The following is a 19,559-nucleotide window of genomic DNA, read 5'->3' on the forward strand; positions in this document are numbered from 1 at the left end:
AAATGAATTATGATTTTACAGCTTCTAAATAACAATTGCTATTTAGAATTATTATTAATAAAAAGGCTTTTTTTTCCTTTTAAAAAAATCACTAAAACTCAATTTTTAAAAACAGGTTGTTGATAACTGTTTTCGGATTGGTTCCAAAAAGGGCTCTTTTTTCATGTTGATAACTTCGAGGCGAACATATAGAACCCGTTAGCTGCTTGCTAATTACGAAAGACTGAACCGCTGTTGATAAATTTTAGAGAATTGAATTTTTCTGACATTTTTAAACTGTTGATAATTGAATGGATTTTTAACATCTAAAAATAGACAACAAAATATATGCGGGCTAAATTTGTGGTTAATAGAAAAACGCACAGCTGCTTTATTTTATAATGCGATCGATTTTCTACACAAAATAAGTCACTTAAAATTCTATATATATGTCCATTTTCGATAAAAGAATCAATTATAAACCTTTTGAATATCCTGAGGTCCTGCAATTTACAGAAGCCATTAATAAGGCTTACTGGGTACATACTGAGGTAGATTTTACTGCCGATACACAAGATTTTCATGCCCATTTAAACGGTGCCGAAAAAACAGCAATCAAAAACAGTCTTTTGGCAATTGCGCAGATTGAGGTCGCTGTAAAAAGTTTTTGGGGTAATATATACGAGCATTTTCCAAAACCAGAATTCAACGGGTTAGGAACTACTTTTGCAGAATGCGAATTCAGACATTCTGAAGCGTATTCTCGTTTGTTAGAAGTTTTAGGTTATAATGACGAATTCGAAAGACTGCTTGATGTTCCAGTTATCCGCAAACGTGTAGATTATCTTTCTAATGTTTTAAAAGATACTAAATCTCAGGACAACCAAAAATATATGGTTTCGCTGATTTTGTTCAGTATTCTGATAGAAAACGTATCGTTATTCAGCCAGTTCGCTATTCTATTGTCTTTTACAAGATTCAAAGGCTACATGAAAAACGTAAGTAATATTATTGCCTGGACTTCTATTGACGAACAGATTCATGCCAACGGAGGTATTTATATCATCAATAAAATCCGCGAAGAATTTCCAGAATATTTCGACGCCGAAACATTAGAATTGATCAGAACTACAGTAAAAGAATCGATTGGTGTTGAAGCTGCTATTCTAGATTGGATTTTTGAAGACGGCGCAATTGAAACCATCAAAAAAGAGGATTTGGTTAACTTTATGAAATTTAGAATTGACGAGAGTTTAAAACAAATCAATATCGAAACCATCTTTAATGTTTCTCCAGACGAATACAATAAAATGACTTGGTTTGAAGAGGAAGTTTTTGCCAACAGTTTAGACGATTTTTTTGCAAAACGTCCTGTAGAATACACGAAGCACGATAAAAGCATTACAGCAAACGACCTTTTTTAATACAAGCCAATTATATTTATGAATACGACAGACAGCAACCCAGCAAATAATTTTGAAACACCAACGGATAGTAAAATGTGGTGGAAAAATTCTGAGAGCGAGCAAATCTTAAACCGTGGTTATCTTTTAAAAGGAGAAACGGTAGAAGGTGCTATTGACAGAATTTGTACTGCCGCTGCAAAAAGACTTTACAAACCAGAATTGAAAGAGTCTTTTGTAGAAATGATCGAAAGAGGCTGGATGAGTATCAGTTCGCCGGTTTGGGCCAATATGGGAACAGAACGTGGTCTGCCAATTTCTTGTTTTAATGTGCACGTTCCAGACAAGATTGAAGGTATTACGCATAAATTGGGCGAAGTGATTATGCAGACCAAAATTGGAGGCGGTACTTCTGGTTATTTTGGAGAATTACGCGAACGCGGAAGTGCTGTAACAGATAATGGAAAGAGCAGCGGTGCAGTAAGTTTTATGAAACTTTTTGATACGGCTATGGACACTATTTCGCAAGGTGGTGTGCGCCGTGGTGCATTTGCAGCTTATCTTGACGTTGATCATCCGGATATTGAGGAGTTTTTGAAAATTAAAAGCATCGGAAACCCAATTCAAAACCTATTTACCGGAATCTGCGTACCCGATTACTGGATGCAGGAAATGATTGATGGCGATGCCGAGAAAAGACAGATTTGGGCAAAAGTTCTCGAAAGCCGTCAGCAAAAAGGACTTCCTTATATATTTTTCAGTGATAATGTAAACAAAAATAAACCACAGGTATACAAAGATCAAAATCTTCGCATCAATGCGAGTAACTTATGCAGTGAGATTATGCTTCCGTCAACAGCTGATGAATCCTTTATCTGCTGTCTTTCTTCTATGAATTTAGAATTGTATGAAGAATGGAAAGATACAGAAGCGGTAAAATTGGCGATCTTTTTCTTAGATGCCGTTTTACAGGAATTTATAGAAAAAACAGAAGGCAACTATTATCTTGCTGCTGCTAATAAATTTGCCAAAAGACACCGTGCTTTAGGCCTTGGAGTTTTAGGATGGCATTCTTATTTACAGAAAAACATGATTCCGTTTGAAGGAATGGAAGCTAAAATGAAAACGACAGAAATTTTCAAACATATTAGTGACAAAGCCGATAAAGCCAGTCAGGAATTAGCCCGAATTTACGGCGAACCAGAATTGCTGAAAGGTTACGGAAGACGTAATACCACAACAATGGCCATTGCACCTACAACATCTTCTTCTGCAATTTTAGGACAGACTTCGCCGGGAATCGAACCTTTCAGCAGTAATTATTACAAAGCTGGATTAAGCAAAGGTAATTTTATGCGTAAAAACAAATACCTAAAAAAGTTACTTGAAGAAAAAGGTTTAGATAACGAAGAAGTCTGGAGAGGCATTATGCTGAACGGCGGCAGTGTACAGCACATGAACGATTTGACACAGGAAGAAAAAGATGTTTTTAAAACATTCAAAGAAATCAGTCAGTTAGAGATTGTACAGCAGGCGGGAATTCGCCAGAAATTTGTAGATCAAGGACAGAGTTTAAATCTAAACATTCCAGCAGAATTGGCGATTAAAGATGTAAACCGCTTAATGATAGAAGCATGGCAGCAAGGTGTAAAAAGTTTGTATTACCAAAGAAGCCAAAGTGTTTCTAAAGAATTGGTAACAAGTCTCGTTTCGTGCAGCAGCTGCGAATCATAAAATAGAAGACCGGATCTTATAGATCCGGTTTTTTTTATAGAAAATACTGCAGCTTATAAATTTCCGTTTAAGATGTTAGAAAGTTTAGGTAAATATTTCTCCAGATTTACTGCTAAAATAATTAAGAAGATAAAACCAATAATTGGAGAAAACATCATTATAAAATTAGAATAGTCAGGAATGATTTTATTAAGACTTTGTAACATTATGAAATAAATTAAAGGATGATACAAATAGATAAAAAGCGAATATTTTCTTCCCCATTCTGAAAATCTGTTTTCTGGCAGATTTATTTTTGAAGCTAAGATGAATAAAGAAATAGAATAAATTATTGTCCCGAATAAAAATTGATGTTTTATTTTGGGATAATCAAATAGGTTTAAAAATACTTCTGTTTCAAAATATTGGATGATGAAGCCCAATAAAATCAATCCAATTAATAAGGTGTTGCTAATTTTAAAAGGTTGTTTTTTGGAAACCATAATTCCGATGTACATAAATGGAATCGATAATAAAAACCTAATGGAAAAAAATCCCAAATTTTTATGAATGAATTGGTCGTAAGAATCCGTAAATAATGCCCCAATTAATATACCTGCAGAAAGGTATGGAAGTATCCAGCTTTTTTTTATAAAATACAAATACCAAATAACAATATAACCAGTTAATAATGAACCTAAAAACCATAAATGAGGCTGAACGCCTATAAATATATCTACTATATTTTTAGGCATACTTTTAGTTTTAAAACATATTGGCAGATAAATTACAAAAGACACTACTATAATGGAAATCAGCAAGCTTATATTCTTTTGTATTCTCTTAAAATCAAGAGTATTGTGTTCAATTTTTGGCCCTAAAAAGAAACCAGATGCAAGGAAAAAAAATGGAACAGCCCAGCGCGAAAACAATCTTAAAGTATAAACATATTCGTTGCTTAAGCTTCCAAATGAAGCATGAATGCACATTACAGCTAATGCTCCAATGAGTCTGAAGAAATCAATTCCGTTTTTTCTATCCATATTTTTTATAACTATTAACGCGCTTTAAACTAAATTTCGTTTTTTTATTTTGATCCAATTTTCGATGCAAATAAAGATTATTTTATCTAAACTTTAGACTTCAATCGGCTCAAAGTTTTGCAGTAATAGGAATAAAGTATGATTCTCGAATTTGCGGCAGAAAAGAATGAGTAATAATTCGAGGCAAAAAAAAATATTTCAAAAAAACACTAATTTAGCACCACATTTAATCAAAGATTCCAAAACCAAAATCATTTCTAGATGGAGAATATTTCCGTAATTATAATGCTGCTTTTTGGCGTAGCATTTCTAAGCCTTATTAGTAAAAGATATAATTTTCCAATTCCTATTGTATTAGTCCTGTGCGGCGTAGTTATAAGCATCATTCCGGGTCTTCCTGTAGTAGCGCTCAGTCCCGAAGTTGTATTTCTGATATTTTTACCGCCTTTATTATACCATTCTGCATGGTATACCAGCTGGTCAGACTTTAAGCATGCCATTAGGCCCATAACTCTGGCAGCAGTCGGATTAGTATTTTTTACCACATTTGCCGTTGCTGTTGTAGTACACGAATTGATAGATGATATTTCCTGGCCGTTAGCCTTTTTATTGGGTGCAATTGTATCGCCTCCCGACGCGGTTTCTGCAGCTTCTATTACAAAAGGTTTAGGATTGAATCCGAGATTGATTGCAATTTTAGAAGGCGAAAGTTTAGTAAACGACGCAAGTGGTCTGGTGGCGTATAAATACGCCTTAACAGCCATAACAGCAGGGAATTTTATCCTTTGGGAAGCAGGTTTAAATTTCGTTTTAATGTGTATCATCGGGATTGCCATTGGTTTGGCAGTAGGTTTTGTGATGGGATATATTCATAAAAGATTTGTCTGCGACGAAGTAATCGAAACGACTTTGACTTTATTAACGCCATTTTCGTCTTATCTTCTTGCAGAACATTTTGAAGGTTCGGGAGTTTTGGCTGTAGTAGTTACAGGTTTATTTCTTTCTGCGCGTTCTGGAATCATTTTTACACACGAAAGCCGTATCATGACGGGAACAATCTGGAACGTTTTGACCAACATTTTAAACGGACTAATTTTCATCTTAATCGGACTTCAATTAAGAGAAATCATTACCGGCATCGATAATTATTCTGGAATGTCATTGTTTATCTGGGGAGCCGTTGTTAGTATCGTGGTAATTCTTGTACGCTTTTTATGGGTTATTCCTGCGACCATGTTGCCGAGGTTTTTTAGTAAAAGAATTAGAGAGAATGAAGAATTTGATTATCGAAACATGATCATTTTCGGCTGGTCGGGAATGCGCGGCGTAGTGTCAATGGCTGCTGCTTTGGCATTGCCTTTAACCATAAATACAACAGAAGCTTTTCCGTTTCGAAACCTGATTATTTATCTCGTTTTCTGCGTGATACTTTCCACTTTAGTGATTCAGGGATTGACACTTCCGTGGATTATTCGTAAGATGAAATTACAGCCTTATTCGATAATTGCCGAAGAATATGACATTCGAAACATCATCGTTTCAGAAACTATAGCACATATTGAAGATAATTTTTCTTTATTGAATGACGATCTGCTTCACAACATAAAAAGTAAATACGAAGTAAAATTTAATCGCCTGCAAAAGACCGAACTTCCTGCCAATTTCTTTGGGAAAGGAAACGTGATGGGAGGACAGATTTTTAATGATTTTACAAAAATCCAAATTGATCTTTTAAATGTAGAACGTGCAAAACTAGAAACAATGCATAAATCTGGTTCTGTGAATGAAGAGATTTTCCGAAAAATAGAAAAAGAATTGGATTTGGAAGAAACCCGTTTGTGGATGGAAATGTATGAGGATTAAAGTTTAATTTTCTAATTCTAAATTCAAAAAAAAAGCTTTGTCAAGTAAATCTAAAATCTTGACAAAGCTTTTTTTAATCTCTTTAAACTGGAATTTTCATATCACTCAAAACTAAATCGTGATCGTCCTAGGCCGACTTACAAACAAGTTTCTCGATAAAAAAACTGCAATCTAAATTCTATATAACTCCCAGTTTCTGCATTAAAAATGTTGCGCTTTTGTTTTTACAGATTCCATTTCGGAGTTTGTAATCAAAATGCAGATCGTTGTTTTGAATTTCAACTTCAAAACATTGATTGATTAAAGTTTCTGGATATTCATTTGTAGTTAAGCAGACTTCAATGTCGTGTGTCGCAATTGCGCCGATTGCTTTTTTAGAAATTATCTTCTTCACTACCTCAATCGTTCCGTTTCGTTTGTCGTCCGAATTTGTACCTCTTAAAATCTCATCTAATAAAACAAAAGCAGGTTGATTTTCAAGTGCTTCCATGATCTGTTTTAAACGTTTGATTTCAGCAAAAAAGTAAGATTCACTATCAGATAAAGAATCAGACAAACGCATTGAAACTAATACAGGAAGTGGATGTATCTTAGCCTCTGAAGCACAAACCACTGAGCCGATTCCCCCCAGTACCATATTGATTCCTAGACTTCTTAAAAAAGTACTTTTACCAGACATGTTAGAACCGGTCAAAATCACGAAAGACTGCGGATGAAATGAAGTGTCATTTCCAATTCTGGTTTCGGGATTTAAAAGGGGATGACTAAGATTTTTAAATTCAATTTTATAATCAGAATTAATTTCAGGGAAAACAAAATCTTCGTTATTATAAGCCAGATTGGCAAGACTGTTTAACGTTTCGATTTCGCCGATAATGTCCATCCAGTTGGAAATTTCAGAAGCGTAATTTTGTTTCCATTTCAATAAAGCTCTTAAAACATGCAGGTTAAATAAAAATGTTCCATTGAATACTGTTGCAGTTACAAAATTGTTTATCGTATCCATTCTAGAAAACAATTCAGAAAGCTGTTTTAAATGCTGGCTGGCTTTTATATTTTTAAAAATAAGCGTTTGCTGCAGCGCGGCTAATTTTTTGGATTGGAAGGTTTCATTCTCAATTTTTTCAATTAATAAGCTATAATGTTTAATGATTTTATCAACGTTGTCTGCTCTTGCAATTTCAGATTGTATTCTTTTTGCAGCCCTTCCTAAAATAATTAAATTGGCAATGAAAATATAAGTAACGTATGAAAGTAAAATGGTTTTGGAAGTAATAAAATACGCTGCCAGAAATCCAAAGAATAAAACTGGAAAAATAATTGAAAGTGAAACTAAAACTTTAGATAAAGGGTCATTTTTAGAAGATATCCAATGTTTTATCGCTTCATAAGAAGATTTAGAGTCATGACTTATAATGGCTAATGCTTGAAATTGCTGTCTCCAGTCTACTTTATTTTTCAACTCATTTACAGCTTCCTGATTTTCTAAAATGGAAGATTCAGAAAGTGTTTTTTGCAATAATAACGCAAGTGTTTTTTTACCAATGTAAGATGCCGTTCGATTTAAACTTTGAAATAAAGAATGTTCTCCAAAAATATCTAAATCGTAAGCATAGGGATGATGAAAATCGATGAATTCAATTCCATTTTCAAAAGGCGTTTTTTCTCTTTTTAAGAAAGCAATTTCGTTTTGGTTAATCTTTAAAAGTGTTTCTGCAAAGAGTCTTTGAAAAGATATTTTAGAATGAATTTTCATTAAAACAATAAAACCAACAAAAGACAGAACAGCAAGAAGAACAAAAAGTATTTCGCTTGTTTTGATGTAATAAAACATAAAAAACAGAAAAAGGAAAATACTTAATAACCTCAAAAGGCTTACGCTGTTGTATTTTTTGTTGGTTTTTTGATATAGTTCTGAATATTGTGTAACCTTGTCTAGATATGCTTTCATTAATAATTATTTACTGAAATACAAATATAGCTTTTAAGTTATATAACCATTCAATTTGCTGTTTAATCTTCATGCATCACCAAAATAGGAACCGGGACTTCTTTTGATATTTTTTTTGTAAAACTAGAATCAAACAGACCTTCAAAGAAAGATCTCTTGTGAGTGATCGTAGTTAAAATGTCAATGTCTTTGTATAAAACAAAGTCTAAAATAGTTTCTTTGACTTCGTCGCTTGGTAAAACTAAGAATTCGACATTTTCGCCTGCAAATTCTTTTTCCCATTCTTTTCGGGTAGCATCTGCAACATCAGAATTAGAGGTTTTAACGTAAAGACTTTTTACTTTTGCATCGGTTTTTTTAGCAATTTTTAAGATCTTTCTCAGTTCTTTTTTATCTTTTTCACGATAACGTGTTGTAAAACCAATGGTTTTAATTTTTTTAAATTTAGCTTCTTCAGGCACGCACAAAACAGGCACGTCTACACCAGAAATAACAGAATGAGTATTAGAACCAGTAAAGAATTTTGTCCAGTCAGAAGCTCCTGTGGTACCCATGATTACAAAATCGATCTTGTCTTCTTCAACGGCATTTTTAAGATTATAAATTAAGTCGCCGTCCATTAAACGGTGTTTGATTACAATATCTTCAAGCTTTCGCTCAGAAGCTATGGCTCTTAATTTCGGAATTTCATCTTTAAACATCTCAAATTTTGCCAGCTCAATGGAGCTGTATATAGAGGCGTAATTTTCTGGGAAGAATTGGCTGTCGTAAACGGGAATCTCAAAAGTATGAAGCAAGATTAATTCGGCTTTTACAATTTTTGCAAATTCTAAAGCATGTACAAACGCATTGGTTGCCGCGTCAGAGAAATCGGTAGGGAAAAGTATCTTTTTCATTGTTATGAAGATTAAGGTTTGTCTCTCAAATTTACTCATTTTGAAAGGAAAACAACCTGACAATTATCAGTTATTTAACACTTAATGATTTGTTAACCGTCGTGAATTTTAAGGTTTTTAATTGTAATTTTTAGAGGAGTTTCTTCTTATAGAATTTCTGTCGTTTTTTGTACCTTTGCCCTATGATAAATCAAGATTCTATAGTTGCTTTGGCCACGCCTTCGGGAGCTGGAGCAATTGCCGTAATTCGAATTTCTGGAGCCGATGCCATTACGATAGGTAATTCGGTTTTTAAATCTATTAAAAATAAAGATTTGACCAAACAGAAAACACATACACTGCATTTAGGACATATTGTAGACGGAAATAAAACGCTTGATGAAGTTTTGGTTTCGGTTTTTAAAGGACCAAATTCGTATACGGGCGAAGATACTATCGAAATTTCTTGTCACGGTTCTACCTATATCCAGCAGCAGATTATTCAGTTATTGCTTCGAAACGGCTGTAGAACGGCCGATGCAGGAGAGTTTACACTTAGAGCTTTCTTAAACGGAAAACTGGATTTATCGCAGGCAGAAGCTGTTGCAGATTTGATTTCGTCTGATAATGAAGCTTCTCATCAAATTGCAATGCAGCAAATGCGCGGCGGATTTAGTAACGAAATTGCAAAACTTCGAGAAGAACTTTTAAATTTTGCTTCTTTAATTGAATTAGAATTGGACTTTGCCGAAGAAGATGTAGAGTTTGCAGACCGCACGCAGTTTCACGAATTATTAAATAGAATTGAATTTGTTTTAAAACGTTTAATCGACTCGTTTGCAGTTGGAAATGTTATTAAAAACGGAATCCCTGTTGCAATTGTCGGCGAACCGAATGTTGGAAAATCGACTTTGTTAAATGCACTTTTGAACGAAGAAAGAGCCATTGTATCGGATATTGCCGGAACAACACGCGACACGATCGAAGACGAATTGGTGATTGGCGGTATTGGTTTCCGTTTTATTGATACTGCAGGAATACGCGAAACCAAAGACGTTGTAGAAAGCATCGGAATAAAAAAGACTTTTGAAAAGATTGAGCAGGCGCAGGTTGTGGTATTTTTGTTTGACGGTTTCAGGTTTCAGGTTTCAGGTTTGGACTATATTAAGGAAATTGAAAAAGTTAAAAACAAATACCCTTTAAAACCGATAATTGTTGTAGTTAATAAAGTTGATTTATTGTCTAAAGAAGAGGAACAGAATATTGATACTAAACTTGAAACTCTAAACTTGAAACTCTTGAAGATTTCTGCAAAAGAAAAAGTCGGGGTAGAGGATTTAAAGAATGAGTTATTGTCTTTTGTCAATACTGGAGCACTTCGCAACAACGAAACAATTGTAACCAATACGAGACATTACGATTCGTTATTAAAAGCTTTGGATGAAATTATGAAAGTGAAGTTTGGTTTAGAATCAGGACTTTCCAGCGACCTTATGGCGCTTGACATTCGTGAAGCATTATACCAATTCGGCTTGATTACAGGGCAGGTTTCTAATGATGAGTTGCTTGGGAATATTTTTGCTAATTTCTGTATCGGCAAATAAAAGGCGCAAAATAACGCAAAACAAAAATAACGAAAAGAGCTAAAGTGTTTGTAATTAACATTTTAGCTCTTTTTTTATTGAATTGTTTTTTTTAATATTTGGTTTTGTTCTGCTAATATTTGTACCCTATTTGTACCTCGAAATGCGAGCTGCACACAAAAAATAATGATATGGACAGGTTTTGGCACATATTGGCATCTTGTGGCACACTTTGGCATCTCAGCAGATTATTTTGAGGACAATTTAAGGCACAAAAAAAAATAAGATAAAAAAATCGAACAGAAATTGGACAGAAATTGGGAAGAAGTCGGGCGAAATTAGAAAATTGAAATGATGAGGTCAGATTGTGGCACATTTTGGCATCTTGCGGCACAGTTTGACACATCAGGAGAACATTTAATGGACAATGTAGGGCACGTAACTAAAAAATTAAAAAAATTATGAGTTCAAACATTCGAATTACAAGAATCTGCCAATTCTGCTGCAAAGAATTTACGGCAAAAACAACTAAAACTAAGTTCTGCTCCCTGAAATGCGGGAGTAAGAACTATAAAGCAATGACGCGGCAGAAGACCATTGATGTCAGTAATCAGGAAACTGAAAAGATAAAACTGCTGGATTTTGAGGCTGTGAAAAAACGGGACTATTTGAGGATAAATGACTGTGTGCAGTTTTTCGGATTAAGCAGAAGGACACTTTACAGGATGATCAACAGAAATGAAGTTGAAACAGTAAAATTGGGAAGACGTCTTTTTGTGAGCACAAAGAGCATTAAAGCGCTCTTTGCAGTAAATGAGCCGTCAGATCAGAAGCAGGATCCGCAGCCTGAGATTCTCGATCTTAATAAATGCTGTACTATAACTCAGACACAGGAGCAATATGGAATAAGTCCAGCGGGACTGTACTTATTAATTAAAAAACACAGCATACCTAAGTTTACTTCTGGAAAATTTACTTATGTGCAGAAAAAGGATTTGGATATTTATTTAAAAAGCATTGATGATGAGTAAAAGTATCGCAACTCTTAGAAAGAAAGTTATATCTCAGGGAAGAATGTCTTTGTACTTAGATTTTTACCCGCCGCTTTGGGATGAAAAGTCAAATTGTTACACGCGGCGTGAATTTTTGAAAATCTATGTGTATATCAAACCTGCCGACCAGTACCAGAAAATGGCAAATATCGAGAATATGCACACAGCGGAGCTGATTCGCGCCAGAAGACAGAATGAAATAAATAAAATGGAAGTTTATTCAGCATTTGAGAAAGAGCAGTTAAAAATACAGGCCGTGGGCAGGGAATCATTTCTGCATTACTACAAGAGACTGGGAGAGAAAAAAGAAGGAAACAATTTTTCTATCTGGAATTCCGCTATTGCCCATTTTGAGGTGTTCTTGAAAGGAAAAGATTTACTGTTTCAAGATGTGACAGTAACTTTAATCGAAGATTTTCGAGAGTACCTTTTAAAGGCTTACAGTCTGAGAAATACCAAAAAAAGGCTGTCGCGTAATACGGCGCTTTCCTATTACAATAAAATAAAAACAACTCTCAAAAGGGCTTACAGGGAAGATAAATTAAAAACCGATATCAACTCCAAAATCAGCTCTATTAAAGAGATGGAATCCCAGCGTAATTTTATGACTTTGGAAGAAACAAAGAGACTCTTTGCAACACCCTGCACCAATCTTCTGGTTCGTAAGATTTCAATGTTTTCGGTGCTCACCGGAATGCGCTATGTTGATATTGCGAAGCTGACATGGTCGGAAATCCAATACATTGACAACGACGGCTATTATATCATATTCAGACAGAAAAAAACTGAAGGGGCGGAGTCTATGCCTATTTCTGAAGAGGCTTTTCAGCTGCTCGGAAAAAGGAAAGGGGAAAAAGAACTGGTATTTAAAGGACTCAGAAAATGTGATATCGACAAAACTGTTCCCGTCTGGGTGGCATTATCCGGAATCAGAAAGCACATCACTTTTCACTGCTTCAGGCACACTTATGCAACACTTCAGATTACTGCAGGAACTGATATTTTTACAGTGTCAAAAATGCTTGGACACAGAAACGTTAAGACCACACAGGTATATGCAAAAGTAATTGACCAGAAGAAAAGGGATGCAGCCAACAGAATTTCTCTGGAGTAGAGACTCATATTGAGTTTTAATTAAAAACATTTCATTCTTTCATAATGAGATGTTTTTGATTTTGGCTTTCATGATTTACAAGTGTTCAATTGGCACTGAATTATTGTTTAAAATTACTTCTTATGCAATGGATATATTGCTTGAGATCATAATCTGCAGCAATCTTTATTAAAAAATTTAATTTATTGTACTAAATTTTTGCGGGGTTGCATACAATTGGAAAAGCTGAAACAGACAGTTGTACTCACGCTGTTTTTTTTATTCGAAGCAGTCGGGCAGATCATAAATTAGGTTTCATTTTATAATGTGAAACTTACTGGTCAAATCTCAGGTGAAATAAATTTGTAAATTAGTGTTTCTAACCAATACAGGCATGCAATGGCTCTTCCTGAGGAATTACTCAATATTAAGTTTGCTGAATATATAGCGGATTTAAAGGCCTTATATTCGTATGATGAAAATTTTAAAGCGGTTTGTGATGACTACTGCCGCACTAAAAAGAAGTGTGAAAAAGCAGCTGAAAAAGTCCGCAGGCATCTGGCAGATCAACTTGAATACCAAACTTTAATGTACGAGATAGAAGAGGAAATTTTAATTTACCTAATAAGACGGATTTAGCAAATTTGTTATCAAGAGGTCTGCTTACAATTTATATTTTGTAGGGAAATTGTATTCAAAAAGCTATACAATGGATGCCCAGAGTAAGGACGTCTCGTTTGATGATCTGTATTACTGCTTAGAAAGGAGTTTTTTGATTTATCAGCAGTCTTTAATCCGTAAGATTTTTTGCTGTTGTTTAGGATTTTTTTTGATTTTACCATATAAACCTAGTTCTCTCATATGCAGAAGTACCGATACTCTTGATATTGTATAGCCCCTGTTTTGAAGTTCTGCAGCAATTCTGGCACATCCATATCTCTGCTTAGCTTCAAAAAATATGGAGGTTATTTCCTGCTGGACTAAGATTTTTCTTTTTTTTGTTTCCGAAATACAATTATTCCTCCATTTGTAGTACGTCTGATCTTTAATACCGAAAACTTTACACATTTGTACGATAGGATATATTTTTTCGCTGCTATTTATAAAATCAAACACCGTCAGCTTTCGCTGGGAAATATACAGCCTGCCTTTTTTTAAGATTTCAAAGTTTAATTCTATTAGTTTTATTTTTTTTTCAAGCAGGTAAATTCTTTCCTGTTCTTTGGTTAATTTTCTATGGCCTTTACCCGGGAAGCTTCCCGATCCAAATTTCTCATAATCTCTTCGCCATCTGGCAATCGAGCCATGATGCAGACCCAGCTCTTTTTCAAGTTTGCTTATAGAACCGCTTTTGTAACTTAATCTTACTGCTTCATTTTTGAAGGCAGGATCATGAATCTTATTGTTTTCTTTCATAGCGCTGCTCAATAAAGGGATTTATAAATTATTGATTCTGCCAAATTCCTCTATAGTCATGTAGTTCAGAGCAGAATGAATTCTTTTTTTATTATACCAGTTTTCTATAAACTCGAATATTTCTTCCTCCATCTGTTTGTGGGTAAATAGTATGCTCCGATGTATTAATTCATTTTTTAATGTACTGAAAAAACTCTCCGCAACAGCATTGTCTGTTGAATTTCCTTTACGGCTCATACTTCTGGTAACAACCATATAGGAGTCTAACAATTTTGTAAAGCAGCTGTTGGCATACTGCACGCCTCTATCGGAATGGAATAGCAGTCCACCTGTAATTGCTCTGTTGGTAACGGCCATTTCCCATGCAGGTATAGTGGTTTTTTTAGTGGTCATTGCGTTGCTGAGGTTCCAGCCGATTATTTTCCGGTCGAACAAATCCAGGATAATTGTGAGATATAAAAATCCTTTTAAAGTCTGCAGATAAGTGATATCTGAAACCCATACTGCGCCGGCTTTTTTTACATTAAACTCTCTATTTAATATATTAGGGGCAGTATAATGATTATGTTTTGAATCTGTTGTCACTTTAAATTTTCTAGTTGATTTTTTACGCAGGCCTAATTGGATCAGATGGTTTGAGACAGTCATTCTTGAAATTTCAAAGCCTCGATTATGAAGTACTCTGGTAATTTTGGCAGCTCCGTACCGCTGTCTGCCTTCAGAAAAAATCGAAGCAATTTCTTGGTCTAGCAGCATTCTTCTAGTTTGCGTCTCTGAAACAAAGTTACTTTTCCATCGACGGTAACTTTCTGGATTTAACGCTAAAACCCTGCACATTTGATTGATCGAATATACTTTTTCGTTATTCAACATGAACTTGTAAATCATTGGTTTGCCTTGTGAAAAATACTTGCTTCCTTTTTGTAAAATTTTATATTTTAGCTCTGATTGATCCGCTTTTCTTTCAAGTGATTTAATCTTCAGCTGTTCAGGACTTAATCTTAAATGACTATTACCTTTACCGCAAAAACTTTTACTTCCTAATTTTCTGTATTCAATCCTCCATTTGTATAATAAGGAACGTGCTGTGTCAAGATCTTTTTCGGCTTGTATAACACTGCCTGTTTTCAAACATAATTGAACGGCTTTCTCCTTGAAAATACGTTCATAGTTCCTGCGTTTAGCCATATAAAACTTTTTATTTGCGTTTATAACTGTCTTATTGCCAAATTAGCACATTTATTTAGGTATATTGGTTTTTAATGCTTTTTATCAGCTGTTTTTTTTTCTATTGGAATATCTTGGGATGGTAAGTCGGCAGTATTACCGGCCCGGTAGAATTATGAGCCGATAATCAAGGAATATTGGTTTAAGAAAAAATGTAAGTTAATTCCTTTTTTTATTTTTTTTATTTTTTATTTTTTTTTATATCTTTGATAATGTGTTAGTTGCATTATCAGGAGCCCAAGTTTTTTAATAGTATGTGCCGACCAGAATTAACACAGCATATGCCTTTAAATGTTAACCAAAGGATCATTGCTACAATTTTAAATTTAAAGGCGCACGAAAGAGCAAGTATCACTATTTGCTCTTTTTTTATTTTATTAAAGGAATAAATGAGGTATCCGAAATATAAATGCTGAATCTTCTTGGTTTGCTCGGTACAGCAGTATAGCAGCTAAAGCAGTTTTTTTTACAGCTCCAGAAAGTTTTTCACTGCCTTTTGTATATCCTGGCGCACCAAACTGATGGAATACTGCTTGGTAAGGAAGGCAGCAGCCTGGTTTTCTTCGGCAAACTTTTTATCTGCCGCATTCGAGGAAGTGGAATAGATGATTACCGGGATATCCTTAAAGGTCGGATCCGCTTTAATCTGCAAAAGGAATGCTCTGCCGTCCATTACGGGCATATTAAGATCAAGAAAGATAAGGTCCGGTTTGGGAAAGGAGCCGGATTTCAACTTTTCAAAAGCCGCAGCACCGTTTTCGGCTTCCTCATACAAAACAGATGGATGATCTGCCGTTAAAGATTCTTGGAAAATTTCACGGTCATCAGCATCATCATCAATTAAAAAAACGGTTTTCATAAAATGGTTTAAGCGAATGTAAAGATACAATTTTTCCTCGATAATTTTAATGCCCCCCGTTTTTCCCCTGTGATTTAGGCATGATCATTGTAAAGGTGGTCCCAAGACCTTCTTCAGAGACGGCAGTGATCATTCCGCTGTGGTTCTGGAGTATTTTCCGGCACATGGCAAGGCCTATTCCAGTGCCTGCAAATTGGTCGCTCCCGTGCAGGCGCTTGAATATATTGAATATCTGTTCGGCATGCTGCTGGGGGAATCCGATGCCGTTGTCACTGATTTCTATTTTAAAAAAATCTGCATCTGAAGTGGCTGAAAGACCGCTTTTTTCAGATTCGCAAAGTGGCTTCAGCCTAATGGCGATCAGGGGCGGGATATCTGCTTTGCTGTATTTCAGCGCATTGGAAATCAGGTTGCCGAACAGCTGGGTCATCTGCAGCGGAATGGCTTCTATTTCAGGCAGCACATCGCTTTGAATTACAGCATTTTTCTGTTCGATGACCAGCTCAAAATCACCAAGGGTTTCCAGAATGATGGTGTTCAGGTCCACAAGTTCAAATTTTCTCTCCGACTCTGAGAGTCTGGAGAACTGCAGCACGTCTTTGATTAGGTTTTCCATTCTTCGGGCTGCGCGGGTTATCTTGTCAAGGTACAGGTCCACCTTTTCAGGATTTTGATACAGGTTATTTTTCAGCATGTCCGTAAAGACGCTGATTTTTCGTACCGGTTCCTGAAGATCATGCGATGTGATATAGGCAAATTGTGAAAGCTCGCGGTTGCGTGCTTCTAGTTCCGCATTGGTCGCATTGAGGTCGGAAGTCCTTTCCTTAACTTTGAACTGGAGCTCGTACTGAAGTTCGCGCTCTTTTGTCACATCCTGTGCTGTTCCGCTGATGCCTTCAGGTGTGCCGTCTTTGGAATACAGTACCCGCGCATTGGCGTGTATGATACGGTGCTGGCCTGTAACCTTATTTGTAATTGGAAATTCGTAATCATAAGAAGCTTCCGCGTCCGAAGTGAACGCTTCTTTAAATGCTTCAATTATTTTTTCCCTGTAGGGAGTGTCGATGCGCTCCAGAAATATGCCGCTGGTGCCGTGATTGTCTGCCAGTCCAAGCCATTCTTTGAAACGGTCCGAACAGCTGATGCTGCCGTCGGCAGCACTAAGGCTCCAGGTAGCCAGTTCAGCCAGTTCGATTGCCCCGGAAAGCGCCTGTGTGGTTTCTTCCAGCTTTTTGGAGGCGGTGACCTGCTCGGTCACATCAACGGCTATATCCATTATGCCGTAGATTTCACCTTTCGAATCACGGATGGGAGTATAGGTGAATTCATAGTAATAGGTGCTTAATTTCCCGTTGATTTCCAAGTCTGCCGGCATAGCATGCCCATAGTAGGTTTCTCCGGTGCGGTATACGTCCTGCAGTATAGCTATAAACGGCTGGCCTTCCAGTTCGGGCACTGCCTCGATGAATGGTTTTCCAATCACATTTCTGTCCTTTCCCCAGTAGCCGATCATGATGTCATTTGCAATTTCAATTTTCATATCGTCTCCAGTGAAAAGGCAGATCCCAACCGGTGACTGCTCCACCATTGAGGTTACCTTATGCTGGCTTTCGGTGACTGCCTGCCTGCCGGAGATGATTTCATCCATGTCCATGCAGAATCCTGCATAGCCTGAGTATCGGCCGTCGCTGTCATAGAAAGGATCGCCTGCGGCCCTGCACCATATAGTTTCCCCTGTATGCTTTTTTGCCCTGAAAAGCGTGTCAAAGTGTCTTTTTGAGGCAATGGCATCCAGATAGGCCTCTTTAGTCCTGTCATAGTCTTCCGATGAGATCGCATACGTCCAGTACCCTTTTAAAAGCTCCTGGTAGGGGATTCCGGTAAATTCGATGAGTGTCTTATTGAAAAAGGTCATTCTTCCCTGCTGATCGGAAAGCCATAAGCCTGTCGGGGAGCTGTCGGTCACATTGCGGAAAAGGGCATCTGCTTGGCGCTTGTTGATTTGAAGCTGCAGCTCTGCCTGCTTGAGTGCCATACGATTGTTGTGCTGTTCGGTGATATCGGCAACGGTTCCGGAGAAGGCAGCACTATTTCCCTGGGCACTAAACATCCTTGAGGCAGACACCGCAATTCTATGGATGCTTCCGTCTTCCCAAATGACACGCGGCGTATAATAGAAAGTGCCGCTTTTAATGCCGTTTTGGAGAGCCTGAAGCCTGAGATCCAGATCTTCGGGATGGATGTGTTTTGAGAGCTGCTTTATGGTGAGGCCGGTCTGTAGCTTTCCCGTTATGAGCCTGCTTAAATTAGGGGTATAGTCGATGGTGGCCTGGGAATAGTCCACGTTGAAAATTCCCAGCCCCATGCTTTTAATGGCAATATCGGTAAGCTGGCGGGATTTGAAGAGTTCTTCCGCCGCCTTTTTCTGGGCGGTGATATCCTGCACTGTGCCGTTAAAGCGGTAGGCGGCATTGTTTTTGTCGAACCATGCTTTTCCCAAGGCATGCACCGTTCTGATGTTTTTAGATTCGGAATCTATGATATCGTATTCAATGTCGTAACGGCCTCCCGAACGGTAGTCCAGTGCCTTGTTTATGGAATCCGCCACACGCTCCCTGTCATATGCTGCTATGGATTCCAGTGCATGGGGCAGTAGGACTTCATCTTGCGACTGCAGTCCAAACCAGTTCTTAAGCCTTGGGTTTGCAGAGAATCTCTGGGTTTTTGGATTCAGATCGAAAGTCCCGAACTCTGCGGCATTGATCGCAAACTCAAGCTCTTCCTTGCTTTGGTTTATTTTCTGTCTGTGAAGCACTTTTTCTGTGGTTTCAGTGGCAATGACCAGAACGCCCTTAATCTGTCTGCTGTCATCGCGCACAGGAGAATAGCTGAAAGTCCAATAGCAGTCTTTAATTATGCCGTCCCTTTCAATGGGCATCAGCAGATCATCGTACCATACGCTTTCCCCTTGGTTTAAAACTTTTGTTATCAGAGGTTTTATGAAGTCCCAGCATTCGTGCCAGTAATGCGCTGCTTTTCCTCCCATTGCATGGGGGTGCTTTGCATTTCCCATTATGCTGAAATAAGAATCATTATAAAACTGGGTGAGCTCTTCTCCCCACCATAAGAACATCGGGAACTTGCACGAAAGAAGCGTGGCAAGTGTGTTTTTAAGGTTTTCAGGCCACAGTTTGGGCGTGCCCAGGATATGCGTGCTCCAGTCGATGCTCTGGAGGATTCTGGCAGATTCTCCTCCGTTCTGAAGGAAGTAATAGTCGGAATTGGAAAGGTCTGGTTTCAAACTTTGTTTTGATGTTGGGGCAGCGGCTGATCTTGACACTGCATTTTTTAGTAAATATAGCAATAAAATGGAAAAGTTTAATTTAGGTTTCATAATACCGCTGGGCATCCTTTTCTTACATTCGCGATGTGCCGGATTAGGTGGCGGTTTGCTCCTTTTGTTTTGGTTCTTTTTTTGATCTTCTTCTTCTTCTTCTTCTTC

The 19,559-nt window shown here is 36.9% G+C and carries 14 protein-coding genes; 7 read left to right on the plus strand and 7 right to left on the minus strand.

Features of this window, described 5'->3' with window-relative positions; translation table 11 throughout:
* The first annotated feature begins 428 nt into the window (after positions 1 to 428).
* On the plus strand, positions 429 to 1,403 hold the full coding sequence (locus C4F50_RS15160) for a ribonucleotide-diphosphate reductase subunit beta (RefSeq protein ID WP_194139497.1): 975 nt from the start codon (positions 429 to 431) through the stop codon (positions 1,401 to 1,403).
* 18 nt (positions 1,404 to 1,421) lie between these two features.
* On the plus strand, positions 1,422 to 3,116 hold the full coding sequence (locus C4F50_RS15165) for a ribonucleoside-diphosphate reductase subunit alpha (protein WP_194139498.1): 1,695 nt from the start codon (positions 1,422 to 1,424) through the stop codon (positions 3,114 to 3,116).
* A gap of 53 nt (positions 3,117 to 3,169) precedes the next feature.
* Here C4F50_RS15165 and C4F50_RS15170 read toward each other — a convergent pair whose 3' ends face one another.
* A complete protein-coding gene (locus C4F50_RS15170; protein WP_194139499.1) occupies positions 3,170 to 4,138 on the minus strand; it encodes an acyltransferase family protein in 969 nt (322 codons plus the stop codon).
* A gap of 261 nt (positions 4,139 to 4,399) precedes the next feature.
* On the opposite strand from C4F50_RS15170, the gene C4F50_RS15175 reads away from it, so the two are divergent.
* Positions 4,400 to 6,001, plus strand: coding sequence for a Na+/H+ antiporter (locus tag C4F50_RS15175; RefSeq protein WP_194139500.1), 1,602 nt, complete (start codon positions 4,400 to 4,402; stop codon positions 5,999 to 6,001).
* 178 nt (positions 6,002 to 6,179) lie between these two features.
* On the opposite strand, the gene C4F50_RS15180 is transcribed toward C4F50_RS15175, so the two are convergent.
* Both C4F50_RS15180 and C4F50_RS15185 read right to left on the minus strand, forming a co-directional pair.
* Positions 6,180 to 7,952 (minus strand): MutS-related protein, encoded by a 1,773-nt coding sequence (locus C4F50_RS15180; RefSeq protein WP_194139501.1) that lies wholly within the window; start codon positions 7,950 to 7,952, stop codon positions 6,180 to 6,182.
* 62 nt (positions 7,953 to 8,014) lie between these two features.
* A complete protein-coding gene (locus tag C4F50_RS15185; protein ID WP_194139502.1) occupies positions 8,015 to 8,848 on the minus strand; it encodes a universal stress protein in 834 nt (277 codons plus the stop codon).
* A 182-nt stretch (positions 8,849 to 9,030) separates the two neighbouring features.
* On the opposite strand from C4F50_RS15185, the gene mnmE reads away from it, so the two are divergent.
* The 4 genes from mnmE (at position 9,031) to C4F50_RS15205 (ending at position 13,194) form a co-directional block, all read left to right on the plus strand.
* Positions 9,031 to 10,431 carry a tRNA uridine-5-carboxymethylaminomethyl(34) synthesis GTPase MnmE gene (mnmE, locus tag C4F50_RS15190; protein WP_194139503.1) on the plus strand — a complete coding sequence of 467 codons (1,401 nt, stop codon included), beginning with the start codon at positions 9,031 to 9,033 and terminating at the stop codon, positions 10,429 to 10,431.
* Positions 10,432 to 10,871: 440 nt separating this feature from the next.
* Positions 10,872 to 11,441, plus strand: coding sequence for a helix-turn-helix domain-containing protein (locus C4F50_RS15195; protein WP_194139504.1), 570 nt, complete (start codon positions 10,872 to 10,874; stop codon positions 11,439 to 11,441).
* A complete protein-coding gene (locus tag C4F50_RS15200) occupies positions 11,434 to 12,576 on the plus strand; it encodes a site-specific integrase (RefSeq protein ID WP_194139505.1) in 1,143 nt (380 codons plus the stop codon). Before C4F50_RS15195 ends, C4F50_RS15200 begins: the two co-directional genes overlap by 8 nt.
* Positions 12,577 to 12,954: 378 nt before the next feature.
* Positions 12,955 to 13,194, plus strand: a complete 240-nt coding sequence (locus tag C4F50_RS15205) for a hypothetical protein (protein ID WP_194139506.1) — start codon at positions 12,955 to 12,957, stop codon at positions 13,192 to 13,194.
* Between the two features lie 141 nt (positions 13,195 to 13,335).
* On the opposite strand, the gene C4F50_RS15210 is transcribed toward C4F50_RS15205, so the two are convergent.
* The 4 genes from C4F50_RS15210 to C4F50_RS15225 all read right to left on the minus strand — a co-directional run bounded on the left by C4F50_RS15210 (position 13,336) and on the right by C4F50_RS15225 (position 19,358).
* Positions 13,336 to 13,971 (minus strand): transposase, encoded by a 636-nt coding sequence (locus C4F50_RS15210; protein ID WP_194139507.1) that lies wholly within the window; start codon positions 13,969 to 13,971, stop codon positions 13,336 to 13,338.
* Positions 13,972 to 13,992: 21 nt separating this feature from the next.
* Positions 13,993 to 15,159 (minus strand): IS3 family transposase, encoded by a 1,167-nt coding sequence (locus C4F50_RS15215; RefSeq protein WP_194139508.1) that lies wholly within the window; start codon positions 15,157 to 15,159, stop codon positions 13,993 to 13,995.
* Between the two features lie 505 nt (positions 15,160 to 15,664).
* Positions 15,665 to 16,057, minus strand: a complete 393-nt coding sequence (locus C4F50_RS15220; RefSeq protein WP_194139509.1) for a response regulator — start codon at positions 16,055 to 16,057, stop codon at positions 15,665 to 15,667.
* Positions 16,058 to 16,103: 46 nt separating this feature from the next.
* Complete coding sequence (locus tag C4F50_RS15225; RefSeq protein WP_194139510.1) at positions 16,104 to 19,358, minus strand: PAS domain S-box protein; 3,255 nt, start codon at positions 19,356 to 19,358, stop codon at positions 16,104 to 16,106.
* Positions 19,359 to 19,559: the final 201 nt, after the last annotated feature.

This window comes from Flavobacterium hungaricum (assembly GCF_015182285.1).
GTDB classification, from domain to species: domain Bacteria; phylum Bacteroidota; class Bacteroidia; order Flavobacteriales; family Flavobacteriaceae; genus Flavobacterium; species Flavobacterium hungaricum.